This is a genomic window from Goekera deserti (genome assembly GCF_010685995.1).
GTDB classification, from domain to species: domain Bacteria; phylum Actinomycetota; class Actinomycetes; order Mycobacteriales; family Geodermatophilaceae; genus Goekera; species Goekera deserti.
The window spans coordinates 12165-34132 of sequence record NZ_JAAGWK010000027.1; the positions used below are offsets into that span (position 1 = coordinate 12165).

21 protein-coding genes and 1 pseudogene are annotated in these 21968 nt (G+C 75.9%); 12 read left to right on the forward strand and 10 right to left on the reverse strand.

Annotated features, from left to right (window positions below):
• Positions 1 to 8: 8 nt before the first annotated feature.
• Positions 9 to 1808 carry a potassium channel family protein gene (locus G1H19_RS18405; protein WP_235927959.1) on the reverse strand — a complete coding sequence of 600 codons (1800 nt, stop codon included), beginning with the start codon at positions 1806 to 1808 and terminating at the stop codon, positions 9 to 11.
• A gap of 14 nt (positions 1809 to 1822) precedes the next feature.
• The gene (locus G1H19_RS18410) at positions 1823 to 2209 is read right to left on the reverse strand and encodes a DUF6394 family protein (RefSeq protein ID WP_162392483.1); all 387 of its coding nucleotides are present in this window, start codon (positions 2207 to 2209) and stop codon (positions 1823 to 1825) included.
• 110 nt (positions 2210 to 2319) lie between these two features.
• Between G1H19_RS18410 and G1H19_RS18415 the strand changes: the two genes are divergently transcribed.
• Together G1H19_RS18415 and G1H19_RS18420 are read left to right on the forward strand one after the other, a co-directional pair.
• Positions 2320 to 2913 carry a dienelactone hydrolase family protein gene (locus G1H19_RS18415; RefSeq protein WP_152730571.1) on the forward strand — a complete coding sequence of 198 codons (594 nt, stop codon included), beginning with the start codon at positions 2320 to 2322 and terminating at the stop codon, positions 2911 to 2913.
• Positions 2914 to 3000: 87 nt separating this feature from the next.
• Complete coding sequence (locus tag G1H19_RS18420) at positions 3001 to 4251, forward strand: CaiB/BaiF CoA transferase family protein (RefSeq protein ID WP_152730572.1); 1251 nt, start codon at positions 3001 to 3003, stop codon at positions 4249 to 4251.
• Positions 4252 to 4281: 30 nt separating this feature from the next.
• On the opposite strand, the gene G1H19_RS18425 is transcribed toward G1H19_RS18420, so the two are convergent.
• Positions 4282 to 6597, reverse strand: coding sequence for a transglycosylase domain-containing protein (locus tag G1H19_RS18425; protein WP_322099345.1), 2316 nt, complete (start codon positions 6595 to 6597; stop codon positions 4282 to 4284).
• A 370-nt stretch (positions 6598 to 6967) separates the two neighbouring features.
• Here G1H19_RS18425 and G1H19_RS18430 point away from each other — a divergent pair, with 370 nt between their 5' ends.
• Positions 6968 to 7468, forward strand: a complete 501-nt coding sequence (locus G1H19_RS18430) for an SRPBCC family protein (RefSeq protein WP_162392484.1) — start codon at positions 6968 to 6970, stop codon at positions 7466 to 7468.
• A gap of 123 nt (positions 7469 to 7591) precedes the next feature.
• Here the strand turns inward: G1H19_RS18430 and G1H19_RS18435 are convergent, their stop codons facing one another.
• Positions 7592 to 8236, reverse strand: a complete 645-nt coding sequence (locus tag G1H19_RS18435; RefSeq protein ID WP_162392485.1) for a class I SAM-dependent DNA methyltransferase — start codon at positions 8234 to 8236, stop codon at positions 7592 to 7594.
• A gap of 141 nt (positions 8237 to 8377) precedes the next feature.
• A complete protein-coding gene (locus tag G1H19_RS18440) occupies positions 8378 to 8848 on the reverse strand; it encodes a YdeI/OmpD-associated family protein (protein WP_152730574.1) in 471 nt (156 codons plus the stop codon).
• 251 nt (positions 8849 to 9099) lie between these two features.
• Between G1H19_RS18440 and G1H19_RS18445 the strand changes: the two genes are divergently transcribed.
• The 4 genes from G1H19_RS18445 (at position 9100) to G1H19_RS18460 (ending at position 11793) form a co-directional block, all read left to right on the forward strand.
• Entirely contained in the window at positions 9100 to 9684 is a 585-nt protein-coding gene (locus tag G1H19_RS18445) for a hypothetical protein (RefSeq protein WP_152730575.1), read from the forward strand.
• Positions 9685 to 9856: 172 nt separating this feature from the next.
• Positions 9857 to 10267 carry a hypothetical protein gene (locus tag G1H19_RS18450; RefSeq protein ID WP_152730576.1) on the forward strand — a complete coding sequence of 137 codons (411 nt, stop codon included), beginning with the start codon at positions 9857 to 9859 and terminating at the stop codon, positions 10265 to 10267.
• Between the two features lie 246 nt (positions 10268 to 10513).
• Positions 10514 to 11074 (forward strand): hypothetical protein, encoded by a 561-nt coding sequence (locus G1H19_RS18455; RefSeq protein ID WP_152730577.1) that lies wholly within the window; start codon positions 10514 to 10516, stop codon positions 11072 to 11074.
• Between the two features lie 125 nt (positions 11075 to 11199).
• Positions 11200 to 11793, forward strand: coding sequence for a hypothetical protein (locus G1H19_RS18460; RefSeq protein WP_152730578.1), 594 nt, complete (start codon positions 11200 to 11202; stop codon positions 11791 to 11793).
• Between the two features lie 36 nt (positions 11794 to 11829).
• Here the strand turns inward: G1H19_RS18460 and G1H19_RS18465 are convergent, their stop codons facing one another.
• The 4 genes from G1H19_RS18465 to G1H19_RS18480 form a co-directional block, all read right to left on the reverse strand.
• On the reverse strand, positions 11830 to 14046 hold the full coding sequence (locus tag G1H19_RS18465) for a DUF2201 family putative metallopeptidase (RefSeq protein WP_152730579.1): 2217 nt from the start codon (positions 14044 to 14046) through the stop codon (positions 11830 to 11832).
• Positions 14043 to 15158, reverse strand: a complete 1116-nt coding sequence (locus tag G1H19_RS18470; protein WP_152730580.1) for an AAA family ATPase — start codon at positions 15156 to 15158, stop codon at positions 14043 to 14045. The genes G1H19_RS18465 and G1H19_RS18470 overlap by 4 nt, the downstream gene beginning before the upstream one ends.
• Before the next feature lie 56 nt (positions 15159 to 15214).
• Entirely contained in the window at positions 15215 to 15511 is a 297-nt protein-coding gene (locus tag G1H19_RS18475; RefSeq protein ID WP_235909913.1) for a PspC domain-containing protein, read from the reverse strand.
• A gap of 88 nt (positions 15512 to 15599) precedes the next feature.
• On the reverse strand, positions 15600 to 16250 hold the full coding sequence (locus tag G1H19_RS18480) for an LURP-one-related/scramblase family protein (protein WP_235909914.1): 651 nt from the start codon (positions 16248 to 16250) through the stop codon (positions 15600 to 15602).
• 187 nt (positions 16251 to 16437) lie between these two features.
• On the opposite strand from G1H19_RS18480, the gene G1H19_RS18485 reads away from it, so the two are divergent.
• From G1H19_RS18485 to G1H19_RS18490, 3 genes are all read left to right on the forward strand, one after another.
• A complete protein-coding gene (locus tag G1H19_RS18485) occupies positions 16438 to 18087 on the forward strand; it encodes a bifunctional 3'-5' exonuclease/DNA polymerase (protein WP_235927960.1) in 1650 nt (549 codons plus the stop codon).
• 151 nt (positions 18088 to 18238) lie between these two features.
• Positions 18239 to 18370 (forward strand): hypothetical protein, encoded by a 132-nt coding sequence (locus G1H19_RS24190; protein ID WP_268895426.1) that lies wholly within the window; start codon positions 18239 to 18241, stop codon positions 18368 to 18370.
• Between the two features lie 137 nt (positions 18371 to 18507).
• Complete coding sequence (locus G1H19_RS18490) at positions 18508 to 19407, forward strand: aminoglycoside phosphotransferase family protein (RefSeq protein WP_152730583.1); 900 nt, start codon at positions 18508 to 18510, stop codon at positions 19405 to 19407.
• Positions 19408 to 19411: 4 nt separating this feature from the next.
• Here the strand turns inward: G1H19_RS18490 and G1H19_RS18495 are convergent, their stop codons facing one another.
• Complete coding sequence (locus tag G1H19_RS18495; protein ID WP_162392486.1) at positions 19412 to 20656, reverse strand: saccharopine dehydrogenase family protein; 1245 nt, start codon at positions 20654 to 20656, stop codon at positions 19412 to 19414.
• Between the two features lie 175 nt (positions 20657 to 20831).
• Between G1H19_RS18495 and G1H19_RS18500 the strand changes: the two genes are divergently transcribed.
• Both G1H19_RS18500 and G1H19_RS23550 read left to right on the forward strand, forming a co-directional pair.
• A complete protein-coding gene (locus G1H19_RS18500) occupies positions 20832 to 21620 on the forward strand; it encodes a CDP-alcohol phosphatidyltransferase family protein (RefSeq protein WP_235927961.1) in 789 nt (262 codons plus the stop codon).
• A 58-nt stretch (positions 21621 to 21678) separates the two neighbouring features.
• Positions 21679 to 21968 (forward strand): annotated as a pseudogene (locus G1H19_RS23550) (ATP-dependent DNA ligase); the annotation flags it as partial.

The window sequence follows — 21968 nt, forward strand, 5'->3', positions numbered from 1 at the left end:
GCCCCTGCTCAGCCCGCCGGCGCGGGTGTCCGGCGGGACAGCCGCCGCCAGAGCCAGCCGGACGGCTCCCGGCGTCCGGTCACCAGGTAGGCGGGCGCCGAGGGGTCGGTGAGGCTGGTGGACAGCGCGCGGCGCTCGGACGGGCGGCCCACGAACAGCAGCTGGTCACCGGGGTGCAGCACGAAGTCGGCGCCCGGCGCGAGCGTGCACTCCTCGCCGCGCAGCGCGACGAGCGGGACGGCGTCCAGCCGGTCCTCCCGGGTCTCCGGGTCGCGCAGCAGGTCACCCAGCCGCAGCTCACCGCGCCGCAGCCAGGGCCCGAGCGACGGCGCCTCGTCGTCGTCCAGGCGGACCTTCCACAGCGCCTCCAGCCGCTCGCCGCAGGTGGCGGTGAGCCGGTCGACGAGCTCGGCCGACCACGCGTCGCTGCACCCGGACAGCTCCCGCACGAAGCGCCACAGCAGCGGGGTGCTCAGCCGGGCGTAGGCCTCCTGCGCCACGACCTCGGTGGGGATGAGCACGGCGTCGAGGTCCATCGCGTCGAAGAGCACGGCGCTGGCGGGCTGGTTGCGCCGGGCGGCGACGAACAGGTCCGGGTTGGCGTCGCGCGCCTCGGCGACCAGGGACAGGTTGGTGGTGTCGTCGTCGGTGCCGGCGACGAAGCCGACCGCGCCGGCGAGGTCGGCGCGGGCCAGCACCTCGGGGTCGCTGCCGTCGCCGACCAGCAGGTCCGGGTCGTCGTCGTCGGGGTGCAGGTCGATCGCGGTGACCTCCAGGCCCTCGGCCCGCAGGTCGGCGGTGAAGTGCCGGCCGAACCGGCCGTAGCCGCACACCACCCACCGGCCCGGGGCCGGGGGCACGGCCCGCTCGGGCAGCGGCGCCCCGGGGCCCGCCTCCAGCCAGGACATCAGCTGGTAGGACGCCGGGGCCCGCAGCGCCAGCCGCAGGTGGTCGCCGAACCGGTCGAACGGGTTGATCACCGTCGGCTCGCCGAACGCCGCCATCCGGTGCGCCATGACCGGGGAGATGGTGCGGGTGACCACCGGCAGGTCGGGGCGCAGCAGGGCGGCGGTCATGGTCACCGCCAGGTTGGCCTCGTCGTCGTCGGTGAGGGCGAGCACGCCCTCGCACCACGGGTGGCCGAGGCCCGCGACCTCCAGGTCGTGCGGGTTGCGGGCGTCACCGGCGAGCCCCGGCACGTCGGCGTGGTGCGTGTTCAGCTCCAGGGCGTCGATCCGCGCGTCGGCGATGTCCACCACGGTGAACCGGCGGCCCAGCGCGTCGAACTGGCGGCCCAGGCTCTCCCCGGTCTGCCCGTAGCCGGCGATCAGCAGGAACGGCTCGCGCAGCCGGGCCACCTTGCGGGTGACGTGCTGCAGGGCCAGCGCGGAGCGGAAGGCGCGGTCCTGCAGCAGCGACAGCAACGCGCTGATCGCGTACGCCCAGCCGATCACGGTGAGGTAGATGCTGCCCATCACCCACAGCCGCTGGGCGGCGGTGAACGGGTAGGGCAGCTCGCCGAAACCGATCGTGGTGGCGGTGTAGCTCATGAAGTAGAACGCGTCGAAGAAGCCGACGTCCCAGGGCCGGCCGGCGTCGTCCTGACCGGGGATGAGGGTCAGGCCCAGCACGCTGACGGCGAAGATCAGGATCAGCGTGACCAGCGGCACCCGCATCCGCCGCATGATCACGAAGATGGTGGCCGACGCCTGCGCGCCGGTGACCACCGACCGGTGCCGGCGGGCCCGGGGCGGCGGCGCCTGCGACCGCCCGGTGAGGCGGTCCCAGAAGCCGGCCGACCGCGCCACGTCCGCCGCCGGGCTCAGGAGCGGTGGAAGGAGACGGTCTCGGTGACCAGCAGCACGACCGAGACCATGTTGGCCAACAGGGCCCCACCGGACAGCGACACGACCGCGGCGGTGGAGCTGGCGGTGAGGCCCTCGGTGGAGACGTGCGCGGCGTAGGCGAACACCACGGTGGCCGCGATCAGCTGCAGGTCGGCGACCAGGCTGGTGGCCAGGTGCACGGCGCCGATCTGGGTCCGGTCGCCGAACTTGAGCACGGTGGCGATCAGGCTGACCACGACGGCGGCGAACAGCTCGTACTCGTTGTGCAGCTCGGGGTCTGCGATGTCGCCGATGAAGAAGCCGAAGTTCAGGGTGGCGGCGAGCAGCACGAAGAAGCCGAAGACGACCTTCTCGAGGTTCACGCGGCTCCCGTGGGCAGGCGGTGCGGTCGGTGCCACGCTAACGGCGCCCGGCCCGCACCGCGCGGCGTCGGGCTGCGGGACCGGAGCGGCACGGACGGGAGGCATCGGTGATGGCCGAGGTGGTCGTGTTCCACCACGTGCACGGGCTCACCCCGGGGGTGCTCGCGTTCGCCGACGGGATGCGGTCAGCTGGGCACACCGTGCACACCCCCGACCTGTTCGAGGGCCGCACGTTCGACTCGCTGCAGGCCGGCGCCGCGCACGCCGACGAGGTCGGGACCTCCGAGGTCGTCGCCCGCGGCGTCCGGTCGGTCGAGGGCCTGCCCGCCGGGCTGGTGTACGCCGGGTTCTCCCTGGGTGTGCTGCCCGCGCAGGCGCTGGCGCAGACCCGGCCCGGTGCCCGCGGCGCGCTGCTGCTCTCCGCCTGCGTGCCGGTGACCGAGTTCGGTGCGGCGTGGCCCGCGGGCGTGCCGGTGCAGGTGCACGGCATGGACGCCGACCCCTTCTTCGCCGGTGAGGGCGACGTGGACGCCGCCCGCGCCCTGGTGGCCGCCGCCCCGGACGCGGAGCTGTTCCTCTACCCCGGGGACCGGCACCTGTTCGCCGACAGCTCGCTGCCCGACCACGAACCGGTGGCCGCAGCGCTGCTGCTCGGCCGGGTCCGGGACCTGCTGGCCCGGCTGGACGACGCGCCGGCCGGCTGACCCGGGGCTGCCGGCTGCCCGGCGCCCGGCGGAGCGCCGCTACGGTCACGGGGCCCGACCTCCTCGGGCCTGGGGAGAGGGCGCGCGATGCAGCAGCAGGGACCGGCCGACGACCCGCACACCCCGGACGCCGGCACCCCCGGCGCTGTGCCGGCGGGCGCCGTGCCGGCGGGCGCTGTGCCGGCGGGCGCTGCGCCGGCCGGCCCGCTGGCCGGGCTGCTGGTGGCCGACTTCTCCCGGGTGCTGGCCGGGCCGTACGCCACCATGCTGATGGCGGACCTGGGCGCCGAGGTGGTGAAGGTCGAGGGCCCGGGCGGGGACGACACCCGCACCTGGGCGCCCCCGCTGCGCGACGGGGTCTCCACCTACTACCTGGGCGTCAACCGGAACAAGCGCTCGATCGCACTCGACCTGGCCGACCCCGCCGACGGTGCCGTGGCCCGCGAGCTGGCCCGGCGGGCCGACGTCGTGGTGGAGAACTTCCGGCCCGGCGGCCTGGCCCGCTTCGGCCTGGACCACGCCACGGTGTCGGCCACGAACCCGCGCGTCGTCTACGCCTCGATCAGCGGCTTCGGCACCGCCCCCGCGGGTGCGGCACTGCCCGGCTACGACCTGATCGTGCAGGCCATCTCCGGGCTGATGAGCCTCACCGGACCGGCCGACGGCGAGCCCTACCGCGCCGGGGTGGCCGTCTTCGACGTGATCGCCGGGCTCCACGCCACGGTCGGGGTGCTGGCGGCGCTGAACCTCCGGGAGCAGACCGGGCACGGCCAGCGGGTGGAGGTCAACCTGCTGGCCTCGGCGCTGTCCGGGCTGGTCAACCAGGCCAGCGCCGTGGTGGCCGGCGACGTCGTCCCGTTCCGGATGGGCAACAGCCACCCCAGCCTGTTCCCCTACGAGCCGCTGCCCTGCGCCGACGGCGACCTGGTGGTGACCGCCGGCAACGACGGCCAGTTCCGCAAGCTGGTGCAGGTGCTCGGCGTCCCCGGGCTCGCCGACGACCCGCGCTTCCGGCACAACGCCGGCCGCGTCGCGAACCGCGACGAGCTGCGGTCGCTGCTGGTGGCCCGGCTGAGCACCCGCGGCCGGCAGGAGTGGTTCCGGGACATCATCGCCGTCGGGGTGCCGTGCGGGCCGATCAACACCGTCGACCAGGGGGTCGACTTCGCCCGCGAGGTGGGTCTGGACCCGGTCGTCGTGGTGGGCGCGGGCGAGCGCGCGGTGCCCTCGGTGCGCAACCCGATCACGTTCTCCGAGTCACCGGCCGGCTACCGGCTGCCGCCGCCGGGACTCGACGAGCACGGCGCGGAGATCCGGGCCTGGCTCACCGGGGGCTGACCGCCGCCGTCGTCACCTATCGCCGGTCGGTCAGCCAGGCAGTCCGTCGCCGTTCGTGTCCGGCGGCAGCAGACCGTTGCCGGGGCCCGGCGGGAGCGGCGGCGGAGGCGGAGGCGGCGGCGGGGGGCCGGGCGCGGGGGGCGGGGCGGGGGCCGGTGGCACGTACCCGGAGCCGTCGCTGACCTGGATGCTGACCATCTGGAACGGCACCGCGCGCGCTCCGGCCGGCGGGTTGGTGCCCACGAAGGAACCCGACGGCAGGGCGGACTTGACCCGGACCGTGGTGGAGCGGAGCCCGGCGGACTGCATCGCCGAGGCACAACCGGTGACCGACGAGCAGCGCGGCACCGGGCGGGTGTTGCCGTTCTGCACCTTGGGGTCGGCCGGCGGGAACGGCTTGGTCGGCCCGGCCTGCAGGACCGGGGTCATCGCGTCGTTCCAGATCGTCGCCGGCTTGTTCCCGCCGAAGCCGCCGACGTCCTGGTTGGCCTTGGGATTGAGCACCATCACGCTGGCCGCGTACTCCGGCGTGTAGCCGACGAAGGCCGCGGAGTAGTTCTCCTGCGACGTCCCGGTCTTGCCGGCGATCTGGTGGCCGGGCACGTAGGCCCGGCGGCCGGTGCCGGCGTACCCGGGCTCGACGTCCTTGCGCAGCATCTGGTTCAGCGTGTTGGCGATGCCGGCGGGGATCGACTCCGGGGTGCAGTTGTCGCCCTTCACCACGGGCTGGCCGTCCTCGCCGAGCAGCGGCTGGCCGTCGGGGCCGAGCACCTGAACCACCGGCGTGGGGTAGCAGCGGGTGCCGCTGGCGGCCAGGGTGGCGTAGGCGGTGGCCAGGTCCAGCGGGCTGGTGGCCTCCGAGCCGAAGGTGAACGAGCCGCGGTTCTCGTCGATGATCTGCTGGGCCGGGTCCTGGTTGGGCTGGTCGAACTGCATGCCCATCCGCTCGGCCATCCGGACCGGGCCCTCGACGCTGCCCAGCGCGTCCTCCAGGGCCAGGAAATAGGTGTTGGAGGAGCGGTAGAGCGCGGCCTCCAGGTCGAGGGTGGCCGGGTAGGTGCCGGCGTTCTCGACGTCGTAGGGCTTGCCGCCGTCCTTGTAGACCCGGGACACGTAGGGGTCGGCGGTGGTCTGGGAGTAGTACTGGGAGAACTCCCGCTCCAGCGCGGCGGCCGCGGTGAACACCTTGTAGGTCGAGCCGGAGCCCTGGCTGGCTGCGTCGTTGAGCACCACCGACTCGCACGCGGGATTGGCCGCGTCGGTGCAGCCGAAGACCCGGTTGACGCTCATCGCCTGGACGTGGCCGGTGCCCGGCTGCACGGCGGTGAACATCGCGGCCAGCGGGTCGCCCATCGGCAGGGTGTTGAGCACGGCCTGGTCGCCGGCGGCCTGGACGTCGGGGCGCAGCGTCGTCTGGATGGTCAGCCCGCCGGTGAGCAGCTGGGTCTGGGTGATGCCCAACGTGCCGGTGAGGTGGTTCTGCAGGTAGGAGCAGAAGAAGCCGCCGATGCTGGCCGCCACGCAGCCGTTCGGCGGCTTGGGGCTCTCCACGACCGGGACCGGGCTGGCCGAGATGTCGGCCAGCTCCTGGTCGGTGATGTGCCCGAGGTCGTGCATGCGGTCCAGCACCTGGTTGCGCCGGACGGCGGCGGCCTCGGGGTGGTTGATCGGGTCGTCGTCCCGGGGGCTCTGCACCAGCCCGGCCAGGACGGCGGCCTGCGGGAGCGTGAGGTCCTTCGCGTCGGTGGAGAAGTAGGTGCGGGCGGCGGCCTGGACGCCGTACGCGCCGTGGCCGAAGTACACCAGGTTGAGGTACCGGGTGATGATCTCGTCCTTGGTGAACTCCTCCTCCACCGCCAGGGCCAGCCGGGCCTCGCGCAGCTTGCGGCCGACGGTCGGGGCGTTGGCGGCGGCGCGCTCCTCGGGGGTCTCCGCGGTCTGCAGCAGGGTCTGCTTGACCAGCTGCTGGGTCAGCGTCGACCCGCCCTCGGCGACCTCACCGGCGGCGACGTTGGTGGCCAGCGCGCGCAGCGTGCCCTGCACGTCCAGGCCGTTGTGCTGGGCGAAGCGGGAGTCCTCGATGTCGATCAGCGCCTGCTTCATCACGTCGGCGATCTGCTCGGAGGGCACCGGCGCGCGGTTGTCCTCGTAGAACTCGGTGAGCAGCGTGCCGTCGACGGCGTAGACCTTGCTGTTGCCGTTGAGCGTCTCGTCCAGGAGCTCGTTGGGCAGGGCGTCCAGCAGGCTGGCGGAGTTGCGGGCCACCAGGCCGGTGCCGCCGACCCACGGCAGCATGAGCCCGGCGACGAGCACGCCCGCGGCCAGGATGCTCACGGTGAGCTTCACGAGGGCCCACGACCGACGGTGCCCGGTTCTCGACATCCGCGCCAACGTAGCTGGTCAGCGGGCCGTGAGGTAGGCCTGCACAGGTAACGACTCGGTCGCGCGGACCGGTCAGTGCCGGTGGGCGGGGTCACAGCTGCGCCCGGCGGGCCTCGCACCCGCTCGACCGTGGACCGCGCGGTGCAGGTTCTCGGTGACCCACCGTCGTGACGCGCCGCGGCACGCCCGGTGCAGCTGGTGCGACGCGCCGGGGCGCTGCCGGCAGGTCCTGCCCGCAGCAGTCGTGGACCCGGTACGCGGCGGGTGTGCCACGATCCGGTGGCGTGCGCGGCGCCGGTCCGGGGTGGGTGCGTCCTCGTCCCCGGGAGTCCGCGTGCGCCGTCCGATGTCCGTCACCACCTCCGTCGTCGTCGCCGCGCCACCGGAGCAGCTGTGGCCGCTGGTGTCCGACCCCGCGCAGACCCCGCGGTGGAGCCCGGAGAACACCGGGGCGGTGCTGCCCTCGGCAGGCACCCCGGACCTGGGGACGTCGTTCGTCGGTGCCAACCGCCGGGCCGGGGTGCGCTGGCAGACCGCGTGCGTGGTCACCGCCGTCGAGCCACAGCGGCGCTTCGCGTTCCAGGTGCGCCGCTGGGGGCTGAGCTCGCCGTGGCTGCGCGTGGCGATCGCCAGCTGGGAGTACCGGCTGGAGCCCGTCGCGGGCGGCACGCGGGTGAGCCTGACCTGGACCGACGACCGGCGGTGGCCGGACCCGGTGGCGAACGTGGCCGACCGGCTGCTCACCCGCGGCAGCACGTTCGCGGACTTCCAGCTGCGCAACACCCGCACCTCCCTGCAACGGCTGCGCGCCCTGGTCGAGGGCGACGCCGCCTGAGCCTCCGCGCCACGCTGGCGAGCACGGCGACACGACGCGCCGGCCGGGCGCCCGGGCCTCGGCCACGTCCGGCACCGAACCGCCCCGACGCTCGGCGGCGTCCCAGCCCGCCCGGGCAGTCGCTCAGCTCGGTCGGTGGGCGATCAGGTACGCCTGCGGGACGTGCTCGTCGGCCGCAGCCTCGCGTACCAGCCGGCTCTGCACCGGCAGCCCGGCGTCCGCGAGCCAGGACTCGACCCGCTCCGGCGGGCGCAGGTGCACGGGCAGCGACATCGGCAGGTCCCCGTAGCCGCTGGTCTTCACCCGGTGCTCGTCCCCGACCTGGAAGGCGAGCAGCGCGACCCCACCCGGCCGGAGCACCCGGCGGAAGCCGGCGAGGACGACCGGCACGACCTCGTCGGGCACGTGGATGAGGGAGTACCAGGCGAGCACCCCGGCCAGCGACGCGTCGGGCACCGCGAGGTCGGTCATCGAGCCGACCTCGAAGCGCAGGCCGGGGTGGTCCCGGCGGGCGACGTCGACCATGCCCGGGGACAGGTCGACCCCGGCGGGCGCCAGGCCCAGCGCCTGCAGGTGCGCGGTGATCCGGCCGGGCCCGCAGCCGGCATCGAGCACCGGCCCGCCGGGTCCGACGAGCTCGGCGAACAGCGCCAGCACCGCGCGGTCGTACGGCGCGCCCGCGAGGTGGCCGCGCAGCAGGTCGGCGTACGCGGTGGCCACCGTGTCATAGGAGGTGCGGGTGTCGCTCAGCCAGTCCGGTCCGGTCACGGCGGCACCGTAGGGCCGGGCACCGACAGTCGGGGTCGGGCCCGCGCCGCGGTGGCCCGGGGCGGCTCGATCAGCAGCGGCGGCACGTCGTCGCGGCCCGGTGCGGCGTGCACGAGCACCGGCCCCGCGGGTGGGTGCGCCTCACGGGGCGCGATCCGTGGGCGCCAGGGAGCGCACGAGTGCCTCGATGCGTGAGCGTCTGGTGGCGTCGCGGGCCGCGTCCTCGATGGGCTGCAGGTCCTGGCGGCGCTGGGCCGGTCGACGCCGCTGGAAGGCCGACAGCCGACCGGCTTCCTCGAGCGCTGCCCGCACGTCGTCGGCCAGGGGGACGTGGTCGGGGTCGGCGGGCCGTAGCCGGCAGGTGACGACGTCGCCGGCGGTGGCCCGCAGGCGGCGTTGCAGGGCTGCGCCGACGTAGCAGAACGGGCGGGGTGTGACGTCGGCGCGGTTGACGCCCAGGTTGACCTCGACCCCCTCGATCGTGCCCTCGATGCGGCGGGTGCCGGCCGCTGCGACGGCGTCCTCCAGCAGGTCGTCGAGGTACAGGACCGTGTACGTGTTGCGCCCCCACGGCAGCAGCTCCAGCGGGGCGTCGAAGTGCACCGAGTCCATCAGCTCCCGTCCTCCTCGTGGGCAGGCAGCCGGCACCGTATCGCTCTCACCGGGCGTGGTGCGGGCGCGCACGTCGATCGCACCGGCCGAGCTGCGGCTGGGCCCGCTGCTGCGCCGGCACGCCGACGAGCGACCGCGGCCCTGACCCCGAGCGGGGCGGCACCGGGCCGCCGCGGGGCGGACACTGGCTGCATGCCCCCCGCAGCCGGCGTCCGGCCCGTGCGGTGAGGGCGCCCTGGCGACGCCCGGCCGTGGAGCCCGGCGTCCTGGACCCGGAGGCCGAGCGGGCCTGGCGGCCGCTGATGGGTGCCTTCGGCCGGCAGCTGGGCCTGGCGCTGAACCCCGAGCGCGCCCGGGCGTGGGCGGCCGGCGGCTGGCGGGCCGACGACGTCGAGGCGATCGCGGCGATGAGCGCGGCCGCGGTGGAGGGCGGGTCCTTCTACGGCCGGCAGTACCGCGCCGAGACCGCCGGGCTGCGGCACCGCCTCGGCGAGGTCGCCGTCTCCTGGTACATCCACTGCCGGCTGACCCGGCCGGAGGTGCTGGGCTGGCTGCGGGTGGTCGCCGGGGCGCCGTCCGCCGACGAGGCGCGGGCGGTGGAGGCCCTGATCGGCAGCAGCCGGCGGGGTCGGGTGCACGGCGACCCGCGCGCCCTGGACGACGCCGACGTCACCCGGTGGCGGGCGCTGCCGGTCGACGTCGGCCCGCTGGCCTGGGCGGCCGGGCTGAGCGTGGAGGAGGCCGACGAGCGGCGCCGGTCGGGCAGCGCGGACACCGGGGAGCTGCACCTGCTGGCCGCGCTGCGCGGCTTCCGGATCGACCCGGGGACACCCTGAAACGGGGACGCCCTGACCCACCGCCGGGCTCACTCGCCATCAAGCGCTCGCGTGGAAGCACAACGCATACCGCCCTCACCGGGCGACCCGTAGCGACCGTTGCCCTCCAGGCGCCCTGAGCTGCCGATGATGTAGCAGTGACACACTCGTCGATTTACGAGTAGGAGAACTGATGTTCAGTCGTATCAGTACGGGTGCCGGTTTCGGCCCGAACGATGACGAGATGGCCATAAAGAAGTTCCTGGCCAACATGGTGATCGCGTCGAACTTCGTCGAGATGCGATTGCTTGAAGCCGCCTGGCCAGGGCCTTCCGGGCTGCAATGCCTCTGCCTCGTTTTCCGCCAAGTGAGCGATGGCGACGAGTTGAACATCGAGAAGGTCAAGAAGGGCAGGGATGGCACACATACATTCGCAGTGGAGTTCGACTGGTTGAGCGACGTGTTCCTGGACCCTGTCAGGGGACCGTGGGAAGTCTTGACATACATGATGTTCACACTGACGACACTGCATTCGGAAGGAGAACTACAGATCCCCCATCTGCCTGCTGTCGAGTTCATCCCCCTGGAGCTGCGCGGCGAGTGATCGTCATGCACTGACTGTGGGCCGGTTGGCCGGTCCGTCAGTCGTTTCGGCGGGCCGGGTCGACCATCGGCGACCGCGGATCCGTCCGCCTCGCCACGGTGAGCAACGCCGGCGAGCCCGGCCGGCCGGTGACCAGCTCAGCTGATCACCGCTGCTCCCGGCGCCGCGGCCAGGGGAGGACGCCTGCCCGACCGCGCGGGCCGGCTCGGCGGCGCGGTGGCGGCGGGACCGGGACACTGGACGGCGATGACGCGCGCAGGCAGGGCCGGGCTGGCCACCGAGCTGGCCGCGGCCCGCGCCCGGGTGGTCTCCGCCGGCGCCCCGCGCGACGGCCGGGAGGCGCTCACCCTGGCCCGCGGCGGGTGGACGGCGGAGGCCTACTGGTCGATCGCCGAGCTCGGGCAGCACGCCGCCGACGTGGGCGCGCTGGTCGCCTACCGGGTGGAGCACCCGGGCCGGCGCTCGCGCCGGGAGCAGCCGGCCGCCCGGTACGCGGTCAACCGGCTGATCGTGGACGCCGAGCAGGCCACCCTCGGCGGCGCCCCGCTGCGTACCGCGGTGTGGGGCTGGCTGGAGCTGCTCGCGGTCGAGGCGCGGGACTGGCCGTTGGTCGAGCAGGTGCACCGGCACCTGCAGGGGTGGTCGGCCGAGGCCCGGGAGCTGCTGGCCACCGTGGGCCCGCTCGCCCCGCTGACCCGGCTGGCCGGGATGGACGACGCCGAGGCCCGGTCGCTGGCGGCGGCGGGGATGCTGGACGAGCCGGGCCTGCGGCTGCTGGCCGGGCTGCGCGGGTACCGCCTGCCGTGAGCCGCCCGCGCGCCCCGCAGCCCCGCCGGGCGGCTCCCCCGCCGGTGTCCCGCCGAGCGGCACCGGACCCGCAGTCCCGTGCGGCCGCACAGGACGGGCCGCCCGGCCGGACGGCACCCGCCCTGTTGCCCGGCCCGGGTGGCACGGCGACGGGACCGGACGCCGCGTGGCAGCAGCTGTTCGGTGCCGTGCCGCCGTTCCGGCTGGTCGAGGAGCTCACCCGGGACGGCTGGACGCCGGCCACCGTGGCCGCCCTCGCCGACGTGGTGGACACGGCGCTCCGGCTGGGCAGCGGCGTGGCGCGGGCGGTGCACCCGCCGGCGCACCGCACGCAGCGGCAGGAGCTGGCCGCGGTGCTGGCCCGGACCGCGCACACCCTGGTGCTGATGGCCCCGCTGCCGCTGGACCACGCGATGGGCTGGCTGCGGGTGCTCGCCACCGACCCGGTGTGGCGCCCGGCCGACCGGCCCGGCGGGCTGGTCTACGCCGGCCCCGGGGAACGGCGGCCGCTGGAGGTGTGGGTCGCCGGGCCAGGAGGCAGGGCGGAGGGCAGCGCGGGGCCCGGCGGCGCGGGCCACGGTGTTCCGCACGCGCTGGCGCCGCTGGCGCACGCGGCCGGCCTGGGCCCGGCCGAGGCCGCCCGGCTGGCCCGGGCCGGCGCCCTGGACGCCGACGAGCTGCGCACCCTGGCCGCCCTGCGCGGTCACCCGCTGCCCTGAGCCGCGCGGCCCGGCACGGGACGACGGGCGCCCCGCTCAGCGCGCCGGGCCCACCGGGATGGCGTGCATCCAGTCCGGCGGCGGCTGCCCCGGGTCGGCCACGAGCACCGCGACGTAGCGAGCGTGCCGGTTCAGCTCCGGCGGCTCCGCCGGCCAGGGCGTGGCGCCGTCGGTGAGCGTCACCACCAGGTCCGCGCGCGGGCGGCGGGCCGCCGCCGCGGCCAGCCCGACCCGCAGGTCGGTCCCGCCGCCACCGACCAGGTGCAGCTGCTGCACCGCGCGCACCGCCTGCGCGTCGGCGGCCGAGGCGTCGCAGGCGATCACCTCCACCGCGTCACCGCGCACCCGGGCGATGATCGCGTCGATCTCGGCCAGGCAGCGGGCCAGCAGGTCGTCGCCCATCGACCCCGAGGTGTCCAGCACCACGCAGCACCGGGGCGGCCGGGGCGCGCGCATCGCCGGCAGCACCACGCCGGGCACCGCCGAGGCCCGCCGGGAGGGCCGAGCGTAGGTGTAGTCCCGCCGGCCGGCCACCGCGGCGGCGGTGCGCCGCACGACGGCGTTCAGCTCCTCCCGCCAGTCGACCTGCGGGTGCAGCCGGGCCTCGGCCCAGCGCAGCCAGCCCGCGGCCATGCTGCCCTGCGCCGCCGGGTCGGTCGCGTGCTCGCGGATCTCCCGGGCGACGTCCTGCCGGATCTGCTCGGCCCGGCCCCCGGACACCGAGCCGTCGGCGCCGTCCTCGCCGTCGAGGTCCCACGGGCGCCGCCGGCCGCCGGCACCGGAGCCGCAGTCGTGACCACCGACCTCGTCGTCCGCGGCGTCGTCGGGGGCGGAGTCGGGGTCGGCCGTGCCGTCCTGCGGCCCGTCGCCACTGCCCGAGCCGCCCGCTCCCCCACCGTCGGCCGGGCGACCCACCGACGTCTCGCCGTCCTCGGCCGCGGCGTCGCCGCCGACGGTCAGCACGGCCGCGGCCTCGACGTCCCCGGTCGTGAGGACGACGGCGTACCGGCCGTCGGGCAGCGAGCGGCGCAGCGCGACCGTCAGCGAGGCCGGCGAGGTGACGGCGGGCGCGGTCAACGCACCGTCCACGGGGCCGCTCCCGTCGTGCAGGGTGACCGTGGTGGTGGCGTCCACCGGCACGTCCTCGGCGACGGCGGCCAGCGGCCAGGGCGCGGTGAACCCGCTGGGCAGCTCGGCCGGCTCGACGTCCAGGTACGGCAGGCCGACCGGCAGCACGGCGACGGCGGCGTGCGCACCGGCGGTGACCCGCACCTGGTAGACGCCGTCGGGCACCTGGCCCAGGCCGACGGCCAGCACGGCGTCGGACACCTGCTCGGGCTGCCCGAGAGCACCGGGCAGCGGGCCGCCGACGACGTCCAGCAGCTCGACGGCGGTGTGCTCGTCCACGCGCAGGTCCGGGCTCTCCACGACCAGCCGGGCCGGTGCCCGGTAGCCGGGGCGCACGTGGTCCGGGCGCAGCCGCAGCTGCGGGGCGGTGACGGTGAGCCCGGCGGCGAGGGCGTCGGCGCCACCGCCGAGCACCACGGTGTACCGCCCGGGGGCGAGCCGGCCGGTCAGCCGCAGCGTGACCGAGCGCCGGTTGCGCACCCGCTCGGTGACGACGGCGTCCGGCAGCCGGCGGCCCACCTCGTCCAGCAGGGTGACCGCGGTGCCGTCGGTGATCACGCGCTCGCGGGTGCGCGCGGACAGCGTCGTCCCGGCGCCGTGGTCGTGGCCGAGCCGGGCCGGCAGCAGCACCAGGCCGGGGGTGGCCGCGGTGGCCGGGGTGCCGCCCGGGGAGCGCAGCAGCAGGCGGTACATCTGCTCGGTGCCCATGTCCCGGGTGGCGCCGGCGATCCGCTCGGGCACGCTGGCGGCCACGGGCGGCAGCGCGATCCCGGCGTCCCGCAGGTCGGCGTTGATCGCGGCGTCCGCGGCCTGGTTCCAGCTGCCGCGTCGCTCGTCGGGCTCCAGGAGCGCGTCGAAGCGGTCGGCGTGCTCGCGCAGCAGGTGGCCCACCTCGTGCAGCCACACCGCGGCGCCCTCCTCCACGGTCATCGAGGCGCAGAACTCCGGGTCCCAGTACAGCCGCCACTGCCGGTCGACGGCGAAGGTGCCCAGCCCCGGGGTGTCCACCGGCTGCATGGCGAACAGCGCGGAGGAGAAGTAGGGGGCCTGCTCGCTGGCCCGCGCCCGGCCGGCCGTGAGCCGCAGCAGGGCGCGCTGCTCGTCGCTGGTCAGGTCGCCGGTCACCGCAGCACGCCCATCTCGGTGAGGATCGGCGCCAGGTGCTCGGTCACCTCCCGCGGCGGCATGACGCCGGCCGGGCGGGCCAGCACCCAGCGCCGTCCGAACAGGAACGCGATGTCACCCATGTGCGCCTGGGCGATCCGGGCGAGCACCAGCCCGCAGGCGGTCCAGCGCTCGGGCGTGGTGTCCCGGGCGGTGGCCGCCCACACCGACGCGGCGATCGTGTACGCGCGGTCGTTGCGGGTGCGGTCGAGCACCAGGCCGTCCGGGTCGCGCAGCAGCTCCTCGGGGTCGGGCAGGTCGAGGGTGGACACGAAGTGCAGGAACTCGTTGGCCGCGCCCGCCCCGACCGTGCCGCTGACCAGCAGGGTGACCACCGTGTCGTTCACCCCACAGGCCCGCGCGGTGGCGTAGAGCCGGGCCGCCGCCTCCCAGGACCGGGGCGTGGGGAACGCCCGGCCCGCCTCGGCGGCGGTGCCGGGCAGCACCGTGCGCAGCTCCGGCCGGTTGCCGATGAACGAGCCCACCAGGACCATCGCCTCGGCGGTCAGCCGGCGCAGCGTGTCCGGGTCCGCGGACGGCGCCGGGACGGTCGGCCAGCCGACGGAGAAGCCGTCTCGGATGGTGTCCGCGGACAGCGTCCAGTCCAGGTGGGTGAACCGGTTGGCCATCGGGGCGGCGAGGTCCCAGCCGTCGGCGGCCATGTCCGGCGGGTTGGCCGCGGCGATGGTGCGCACCGAGGCGGGCAGCTGCAGGTCACCGACCCAGCCCTCCTGGACCACCCGCAGCATCGCGGCCTGCACCGCGGGCGGTGCGGTGCTGATCTCGTCGTAGAAGGCGATGCCGCCGGCGTCGCCGCGGTCGTGCAGCCGCTGCGCCCACGCCGGCGGGGCGAAGCGCACCGACCCGGTACCGGGGTCGACCACCGGCAGCCCGGCGAAGTCGCTGGGCTCCCGCACGGAGGCGATCACCGTCTCCAGGTGCAGGCCGAGGTCCCGGGCCACCTGCTGCACCGCGCTGCTCTTGCCCTGCCCGGGGGGACCCCACAGCACCAGGGGCTGGTCGGCGAGCAGGCAGATGGCCAGCGCCGTGGTGGTGTCCTCGTGGTGTGCCATGCCCCCAGCGTCCTACGGCCGCGCCCGGGAGCGGCGGCCGGGCGCCGGAGGCCTGTTCAGGAGCGCACGAGCCGGCGCACCCGCGCGGCGAACCGCTCCGGCGCGCTGGGCGCCACGGGGGCGACGGCGGGCTGCATCAGCAGCCAGAGCACCGCGTACAGCAGGATGCCGGCACCGCCGGCCAGCGTGAGCGCCAGCAGCGCGGTGCGCCAGAGCAGCGGGTCCAGGCCGGTGTGCGCGCCGAGGCCGGCGCAGACCCCGCCCAGCACCCGGTCGTCGGCGCTGCGGCGTAGCGGTGGGCGGCCGGCGTCCGGGGCGTGGTCGGGAGCGCCGGGGAGTGCGGTTGCTGTCATGTCACGAGCCTGCTCGCCGGCGGCCGCGCCGACCATCGGGGAACACCCCCACCCGCCCCTGACCCGACCCCGGGTCAGCGGCCGGGGGTCAGCGGCTCTGCAGGGCGTCCAGGGCCACGGCCATCGAGGCGGCGACGCGGAAGTCCAGCCGCGGGTCGGGCACGGTCACGCTGTACCGGTCCCGGATCGAGCGCTGCCGCTCGCTCACCATCACGGTCTGCCCGCTGGCGGTGTCGACGAAGTCGAAGTGGAAGACGAACGGCACCCACACGTCCCCCAGGTACGGGATCAGCGTCCAGACCCGGCGCAGCACGGCGATCACCGGACGGCGCTCCCGGCCCACAGCCTGCAGCCCCGGCGCCGACAGGTCCCACGTCGAGCGCAGCAGGCTGGCCCCGAACTGCTTGCCGAAGCCGCCGATCGGGGTGCCGTACTCGTCGAACACGTCGTGCTGGGCGTGCACGTCCAGCCGCTGCCGGGCCTTGAAGCGGAACACCGGGCGGGTCTTCGCCTGGTCGGCGAAGAAGACGACCTCCTCCTTGAGCTTCATCCGCTTCTGCTCCGCGAACGCCAGCAGCTGGCCCTCGCTGCCGTCCGGGTTGGCGGCCAGCACCTCGTAGCGGTTGACCATCAGGGTGATCCGCTGCCGCACGAAGAAGTGCGGGACGAGCATCGGACCGGGCTGCTGCGGGACGGTCACGGCGGGCTCCTCGGGGACGAACGGCAGGACCACGGCCATCAACCCGCCAAGATGGCCATCTTGGCGGGCACTTCGTGTCAGTCCTGTCCGACGGGCGGCGGGACGACCATCGTGGCCCACCCGCACCCCGCCGTCCTGGTGAGCGGGTGCAGCGATCGTGGCTGCCCTGACGGTCGCCGGTTCGTCGCGGGCGGCGTTGTCGGTGGGGTGGGTCATGCTGAGGGGCGTGGCCGAGGTCCGGGTGCTGCTGGTCCGCCGGCCGGGCGGCACCGTGGAGGCCCGCGAGCTGGACGACGGCGGCACGGTCACCCGGGTGCCGGCGGGTGAGCTGCCCGCGCTGGTCCGGGAGCGGGAGACCGCCCACCCGCGGTGGGTCTGGGACGACACCACCCGCTGGTACCCCGGTCTGCTGGCGGCCGGGCTGCGGGTGGAGCGCTGCACCGACCTGCGGCTGGGCCACGCGCTGCTGCGCCGCTCGCCGCGGGTCGACCAGGCGACGCTGACCGGCCCGGACACCGCCGGCTGGGACGCGTTGGAGCCGGTGGGCGCCGCCGACCCGGCCCTGTTCGACCTGGACGACCCGGCCGACCGGCTGGACCCGGCGGCCGAGCAGGAGCGGCAGCGGGCCGCGCTCGGCACCGTCGACCAGCGGGCACGGCTGGGCCTGCTGCTGGCCGCCGAGTCCGCCGGGGCGCTGGTGGCCGCGGAGATGACGCACGCCGGCATGCCGTGGCGGGCCGACGTGCACGACCGGCTGCTCACCGACCTGCTGGGCCCGCGGCCCGCGGCCGGCCGCCGCCCGGAGGGGCTGGAGCAGGTGCTGACCGCCGTCCGGCAGGCGTTCGGGGCGCCGGCGCTGAACCCGGACTCCCCCACCGAGCTGCTGCCCTGCCTGCGGGCGGCCGGCCTGGAGGTCACCGACACCCGGTCCTGGACCCTGGAGCAGCTGGACCACCCCGGCATCACGCCGCTGCTGCAGTACAAGAAGCTGGCGCGGCTGCTGCAGGCCAACGGCTGGGCGTGGCTGGACACCTGGGTCGCCGAGGGCAGGTTCCGGCCGACCTGGCTGCCCGGCGGCGTGGTCACCGGCCGGTGGGCGTCGGCCGGCGGCGGGGCGCTGTCCGCCCCGGTGCAGGTGCGCCCGGCCGCGGTCGCCGACGACGGCTGGCGGTTCGTGGTCGCCGACGTCGCCCAGCTGGAGCCCCGGGTGCTGGCCGGCATGAGCCGCGACACCGCCATGGCCGAGGCGGCGCGGGCCGCCGACCTGTACCAGGCGATGGTGGACACCGGGGCGGTCGCCAGCCGGTCCGACGCCAAGCTCGGCATGCTGGGCGCCATGTACGGCGGCACCCGCGGCGAGAGCGGGCGGATGGTCGACCGGCTGACCCGCCGCTACCCGCAGGCCTTCGGGCTGGTCGAGGAGGCCGCCCGTGCCGGGGAACGCGGCGAGGTGGTCCAGACCCTGCTGGGCCGCGGGTCGCCCCTGCCCACCGGGTCGTGGGCCGCCCCAGCCGCCGAATCCGACGACGACCGGCCCGACCCGCGCGAGCGCGACCAGCACCGCCGCGCCTGGGGCCGGTTCACCCGGAACTTCGTGGTGCAGGGCACCGGCGCCGAGTGGGCGCTGTGCTGGCTGGCGGTGCTGCGCAACCGGCTGTGGCAGACCGGGCCGGCCGGACAGGTCACCGACCGCCCGCACCTGGTGTTCTTCCTGCACGACGAGGTCGTCGTGCACACCCCCGAGCACCTGGCCGACGACGTCGCCGACGCGGTGCGGGCAGCCGCCACCGAGGCCGGGCGGCTGCTGTTCGGGTCGTTCCCGGTGGACTTCCCGCTGGACGTGTCGGTGGTCCGGTCCTGGGCCGACGCGGGGTGACCGTCCAGCTCCGTGCACGCTCGTACACGGTCGGCCAGTGACACCCCGCACAGTCCGGTGATCCGCCCCTGGTGACCTCCGCGCGGTGACGTCGGCGTCCCGCCTGCCCCACGCTGTGCGGACCACGTTCCTGCGGGCGGGATGGTGCAGCATGGGGGAAGTCGTCCTACCGGCGATCGCCATCGGCATGGCCTTCGGTGGCTACGTGGGCTACCACGTCGGGCAGTGGCGCGCAGCCAGTCGCGCTGCCCGGAACACCTTCAGGTCGGTCCGGGGCCGCTGACGCAGCCTCCCCGGCGCGATGCGACGGCGGCCGACGCGGGAGCCCGGTCCGCTCGGCGGGAACCGCGGCGGCAGCGCCACGGGCCGACCCCGGAAACAGGTTGCCCGCACCACCCCGGCGGCGCAGCATCCTCGGCGATGCCCAGGCCCCGGATGCACCCCGACCAGGTCGACACCGACCCCGCCCTCGTCCGCCGGCTGGTCGCGCGGCGGTTCCCGCAGTGGGCCGACCTGCCGGTCACCGCGGTGCCGTCGCACGGCACGGACCACGACGTGTACCGGCTCGGCGAGCAGCTCGCCGTCCGGCTGCCGATCGTCGCGTGGGCCACCGCGCAGGCGGCCCGGGACGCCGAGTGGCTGCCCCGGCTCGCCCCGCACCTGCCGCTTGCCCTGCCGGTGACCGTGGCCCTGGTCGACGCCGAGCCCGGGACGGGGTACCCGTTCGGCTGGTCGGTGGTGGAGTGGCTGCCCGGGCGCGACGCCGGCTGCCTCCCCGGGGACCGGGCCGAGGCCGCGGTCGACCTGGCCGGTTTCGTCCGCGCGCTGCGCCGGGTCGACACCACCGGCGCGCCGGAGCGCCGGCCCGGTGCCCGCGGCGGGCCGCACACCGAGCGGGACGACGTCGTCCGGCGGTCGGTCGCCCTGCTCGGCGACCGGGTGGACGCACCCGCCGTGCTGCGCTCCTGGCAGCAGTCGCTGGAGGCCCCCGGCTGGGACGCCGACGTCTGGCTGCACGGGGACCTGCTCGCCGGCAACCTGCTGGTGGTGGACGGCCGGCTGTCGGCGGCGATCGACCCCGGCGGGCTGGGCGTCGGCGACCCCGCGTGCGACCTGCAGCCGGCCTGGAACCTGTTCCGCGGCGCCGACCGCGAACGGTTCCTCGACGAGCTGGACACCGACGGGCCGGCCCGGCTGCGCGGCCGCGGCTGGGCGCTCTCCCAGGCCGTGACGGCGCTGCCCTACTACTGGGACACCAACCCCGGCATGGTGGCCCAGGCCGGATCCGCGCTGGAGCTGGTGCTCGCCGACCCGGCCTGACGGCTCAGAGCGCGGCCACCTCGTAGGTGTGCCCGGCGGCCCGCAGCCGGTCGACCAGCACGCCACCCAGCGCGGTCGCCGGGGTCAGCGAGCCGGACCGGTCGGGCAGCCGGTCGGTGTCCAGGGCCAGGGCCAGCACGCTCTCCCCGAGCATCACCGCGGTCGCCGCGTAGCCCGGGTCGCCCTGGCCGGCGACGGTGGCCCGGTACCGGCTGCCGTCCTCGGTGACCGCGTCGACCACGGAGCGGAAGAACCCGCGGGCCCGCACCGCCTCGCTGGGCCCGGTGCCCGGCGCAGGCAGCACCCGGTCGAGCAGCAGCCGGGTGGGCGGGAAGCCCATCGCGGCCACGCCCCCGGCGAGGCCCGCGGTGATCGCGGCCGCGGCCACCGCACCCACCGGCCCGCGGCCGGCGCCCATCACCTCGCCGTAGCGCATCGACCGGCCGTAGGCCCAGCCCTGCAGCGCGTTGCTGCGCCGCACCACCCGGGTGTTGTACGGGGCCATCACGAACGGCGCGGTCCACCGGCCGTCCGCCGTCCGGGAGGGCAGGCCGGCGTCCGCGGGCTGGGCGACGCCGGGCTCGGCGTCCCGGTCCGGGCTCAGCGAGAACGGGTCGGCCGCCAGCCGCCGGGCGGCGGCGTCCCCGCGGACCGTCTCCAGCTGACCGCGCAGCGAGTCGACGGTGCCGCCGCTGAACCCGCCGCGGGCGGTGGCGACCAGCTGCACGTCGCGCAGCCCGCCGGCCCCGTCGGCCGCGGCCCGCTCGGCCAGCAGCAGGACGGCGAGATCCGAGGGCACGGAGTCGTAGCCGCAGGAGTGCACGACCCGGGCACCGGAGGCGCGCGCGAGCTCGTGGTGGGCGTCGATCGCCTCCCGGACGAAGAGCACCTCGCCGGTCAGGTCGGCGTAGTGTGTGCCCGCCCGGGCGCAGGCCTCGACCACCGGCAGCCCGTACCGCGCGTAGGGCCCGACGGTGGTGGCCACCACCCGGGACCGCTCGGCGAGGGCGGCCAGCGACGCCGGGTCACCGGAGTCCGCCACCACCACCGGCCAGGAACGCCCGGCCGTGGGCAGCGCGTCGCGCACCCGCTCCAGCCGCTCCCGGTTCCGGCCGGCCAGCGCGATGCGGGTGCCCGCCGGCGCGTGCTCGGCGAGGTGGCCGGCCAGCAGCCTCCCCACGAAGCCGCTCGCACCGTAGACGGCGATGTCGACGTCCCGTCCGTCACCTGCTGCGGTCGTCTCGCTCACGCCTGCATCCTGCCCTGCGCCCCTGGGACCGTGCCCCCGGGACCGTGCCCCCTGGGGGCCCTGCCTGCGCGGACCGTGCCCGCGGGACCGGCCGGTCGGTGGGAGGTCACGGGTGGCCCGCGCTGACTGCGCGTCGCCGTGGGACCATCCAGAGGTGCGGCGTGCCGGTTCCTCAGTGTTCGTCCCGGGCCCCCCCGACCGCTCGGCCGAGGTGGGCGGGACGAGCCCGACCAGCGCGCGGCGTCGCCTCGCCGGGGCGCTGGTGCACCTCTACACGGCCAGCGGCTCGGTGCTGGGCCTGCTCATCGTGCTCGCCGCCATCGACGGCGACGTCGTCGCGGCGCTGTGGCTGGGCCTGGTCGCGCTGGTCGTGGACGGCACCGACGGGATGCTGGCCCGCTGGGCCCGGGTGAAGGAGACGATCCCCTGGTTCGACGGCGCCCGGCTGGACGACATCGTCGACTACCTGACCTACGTCTTCGCGCCCGTCGTCCTGCTGTGGACCATCGGCGCGCTGCCCGACGGACCCGTCGGGTGGCTGCTGGCCGCGCTGCCGCTGCTGGCGTCCTGCTACCAGTTCTGCCGCACCGACGCGAAGACCGACGACCACACCTTCCTGGGCTTCCCCAGCTACTGGAACGTCGTCGCCTTCTACGCCGTGGTCATGGACCTCGGCCAGACCACCGTGGCCATCGTGCTGGTGGTCTGCTCGGTGCTGGTGTTCGTGCCGGTGCGCTACCTGTACCCCTCGCGCACCGAGACGCTGCGCACGCCGAGCCTGGTGCTCACCGCCGTCTGGGTGGGCCTCTACGCGCTGCTGCTGGCCCAGTACCCCGACCCGCACCCGCTGGTGGTGGCCGCGTCGCTGGCCTACGTCGGCTACTACCTGGCGGTCAGCGGCTACCTCACCTACCTGGCCGCCCAGCGGCGACGGCGTGCCCCCGTGGGGTCGGAATCGGCCTGACGCGGTCGGGGCGGCCGGAAGCCCGAGTCGGCGGCGCCGACGCTGGGACGATGGGCCGGTGCTGCTCACCGACGTCGTCGCCGCTTCCGCCGCCGTCGCGGCCACCCGGTCGCGCACCGCCAAGGCCGCGGCCATCGCCGGGCTGCTGCGGCAGGCCTCGCCGGAGGAGGTCCCGCCGGTCACCGCGTGGCTGGCCGGCGAGCTGCGCCAGGGCAGGCTCGGTGTCGGCTGGCGGACGCTCACCGCCGTCCTGCCCCCGGGCCCCGACGTGTCACCCGGGGTCGACACGTCCCCCGCACCACCCCCTGACCCCGGCTTGTCCGCCGGACCGGGCACCTCCCCTGCCCC

Coding starts and splice junctions, on each gene's coding strand:
- G1H19_RS18415 (WP_152730571.1), top strand. CDS start 2,320: ATGGCCGAGGTGGTCGTGTTCCACCACGTGCACGGGCTCACCCCGGGG.
- G1H19_RS18420 (WP_152730572.1), top strand. CDS start 3,001: ATGCAGCAGCAGGGACCGGCCGACGACCCGCACACCCCGGACGCCGGC.
- G1H19_RS18440 (WP_152730574.1), bottom strand. CDS start 8,848: ATGGACTCGGTGCACTTCGACGCCCCGCTGGAGCTGCTGCCGTGGGGG.
- G1H19_RS18450 (WP_152730576.1), top strand. CDS start 9,857: ATGTTCAGTCGTATCAGTACGGGTGCCGGTTTCGGCCCGAACGATGAC.
- G1H19_RS18455 (WP_152730577.1), top strand. CDS start 10,514: ATGACGCGCGCAGGCAGGGCCGGGCTGGCCACCGAGCTGGCCGCGGCC.
- G1H19_RS18470 (WP_152730580.1), bottom strand. CDS start 15,158: ATGGCACACCACGAGGACACCACCACGGCGCTGGCCATCTGCCTGCTC.
- G1H19_RS18475 (WP_235909913.1), bottom strand. CDS start 15,511: ATGACAGCAACCGCACTCCCCGGCGCTCCCGACCACGCCCCGGACGCC.
- G1H19_RS18480 (WP_235909914.1), bottom strand. CDS start 16,250: ATGGCCGTGGTCCTGCCGTTCGTCCCCGAGGAGCCCGCCGTGACCGTC.
- G1H19_RS24190 (WP_268895426.1), top strand. CDS start 18,239: ATGGGGGAAGTCGTCCTACCGGCGATCGCCATCGGCATGGCCTTCGGT.
- G1H19_RS18490 (WP_152730583.1), top strand. CDS start 18,508: ATGCCCAGGCCCCGGATGCACCCCGACCAGGTCGACACCGACCCCGCC.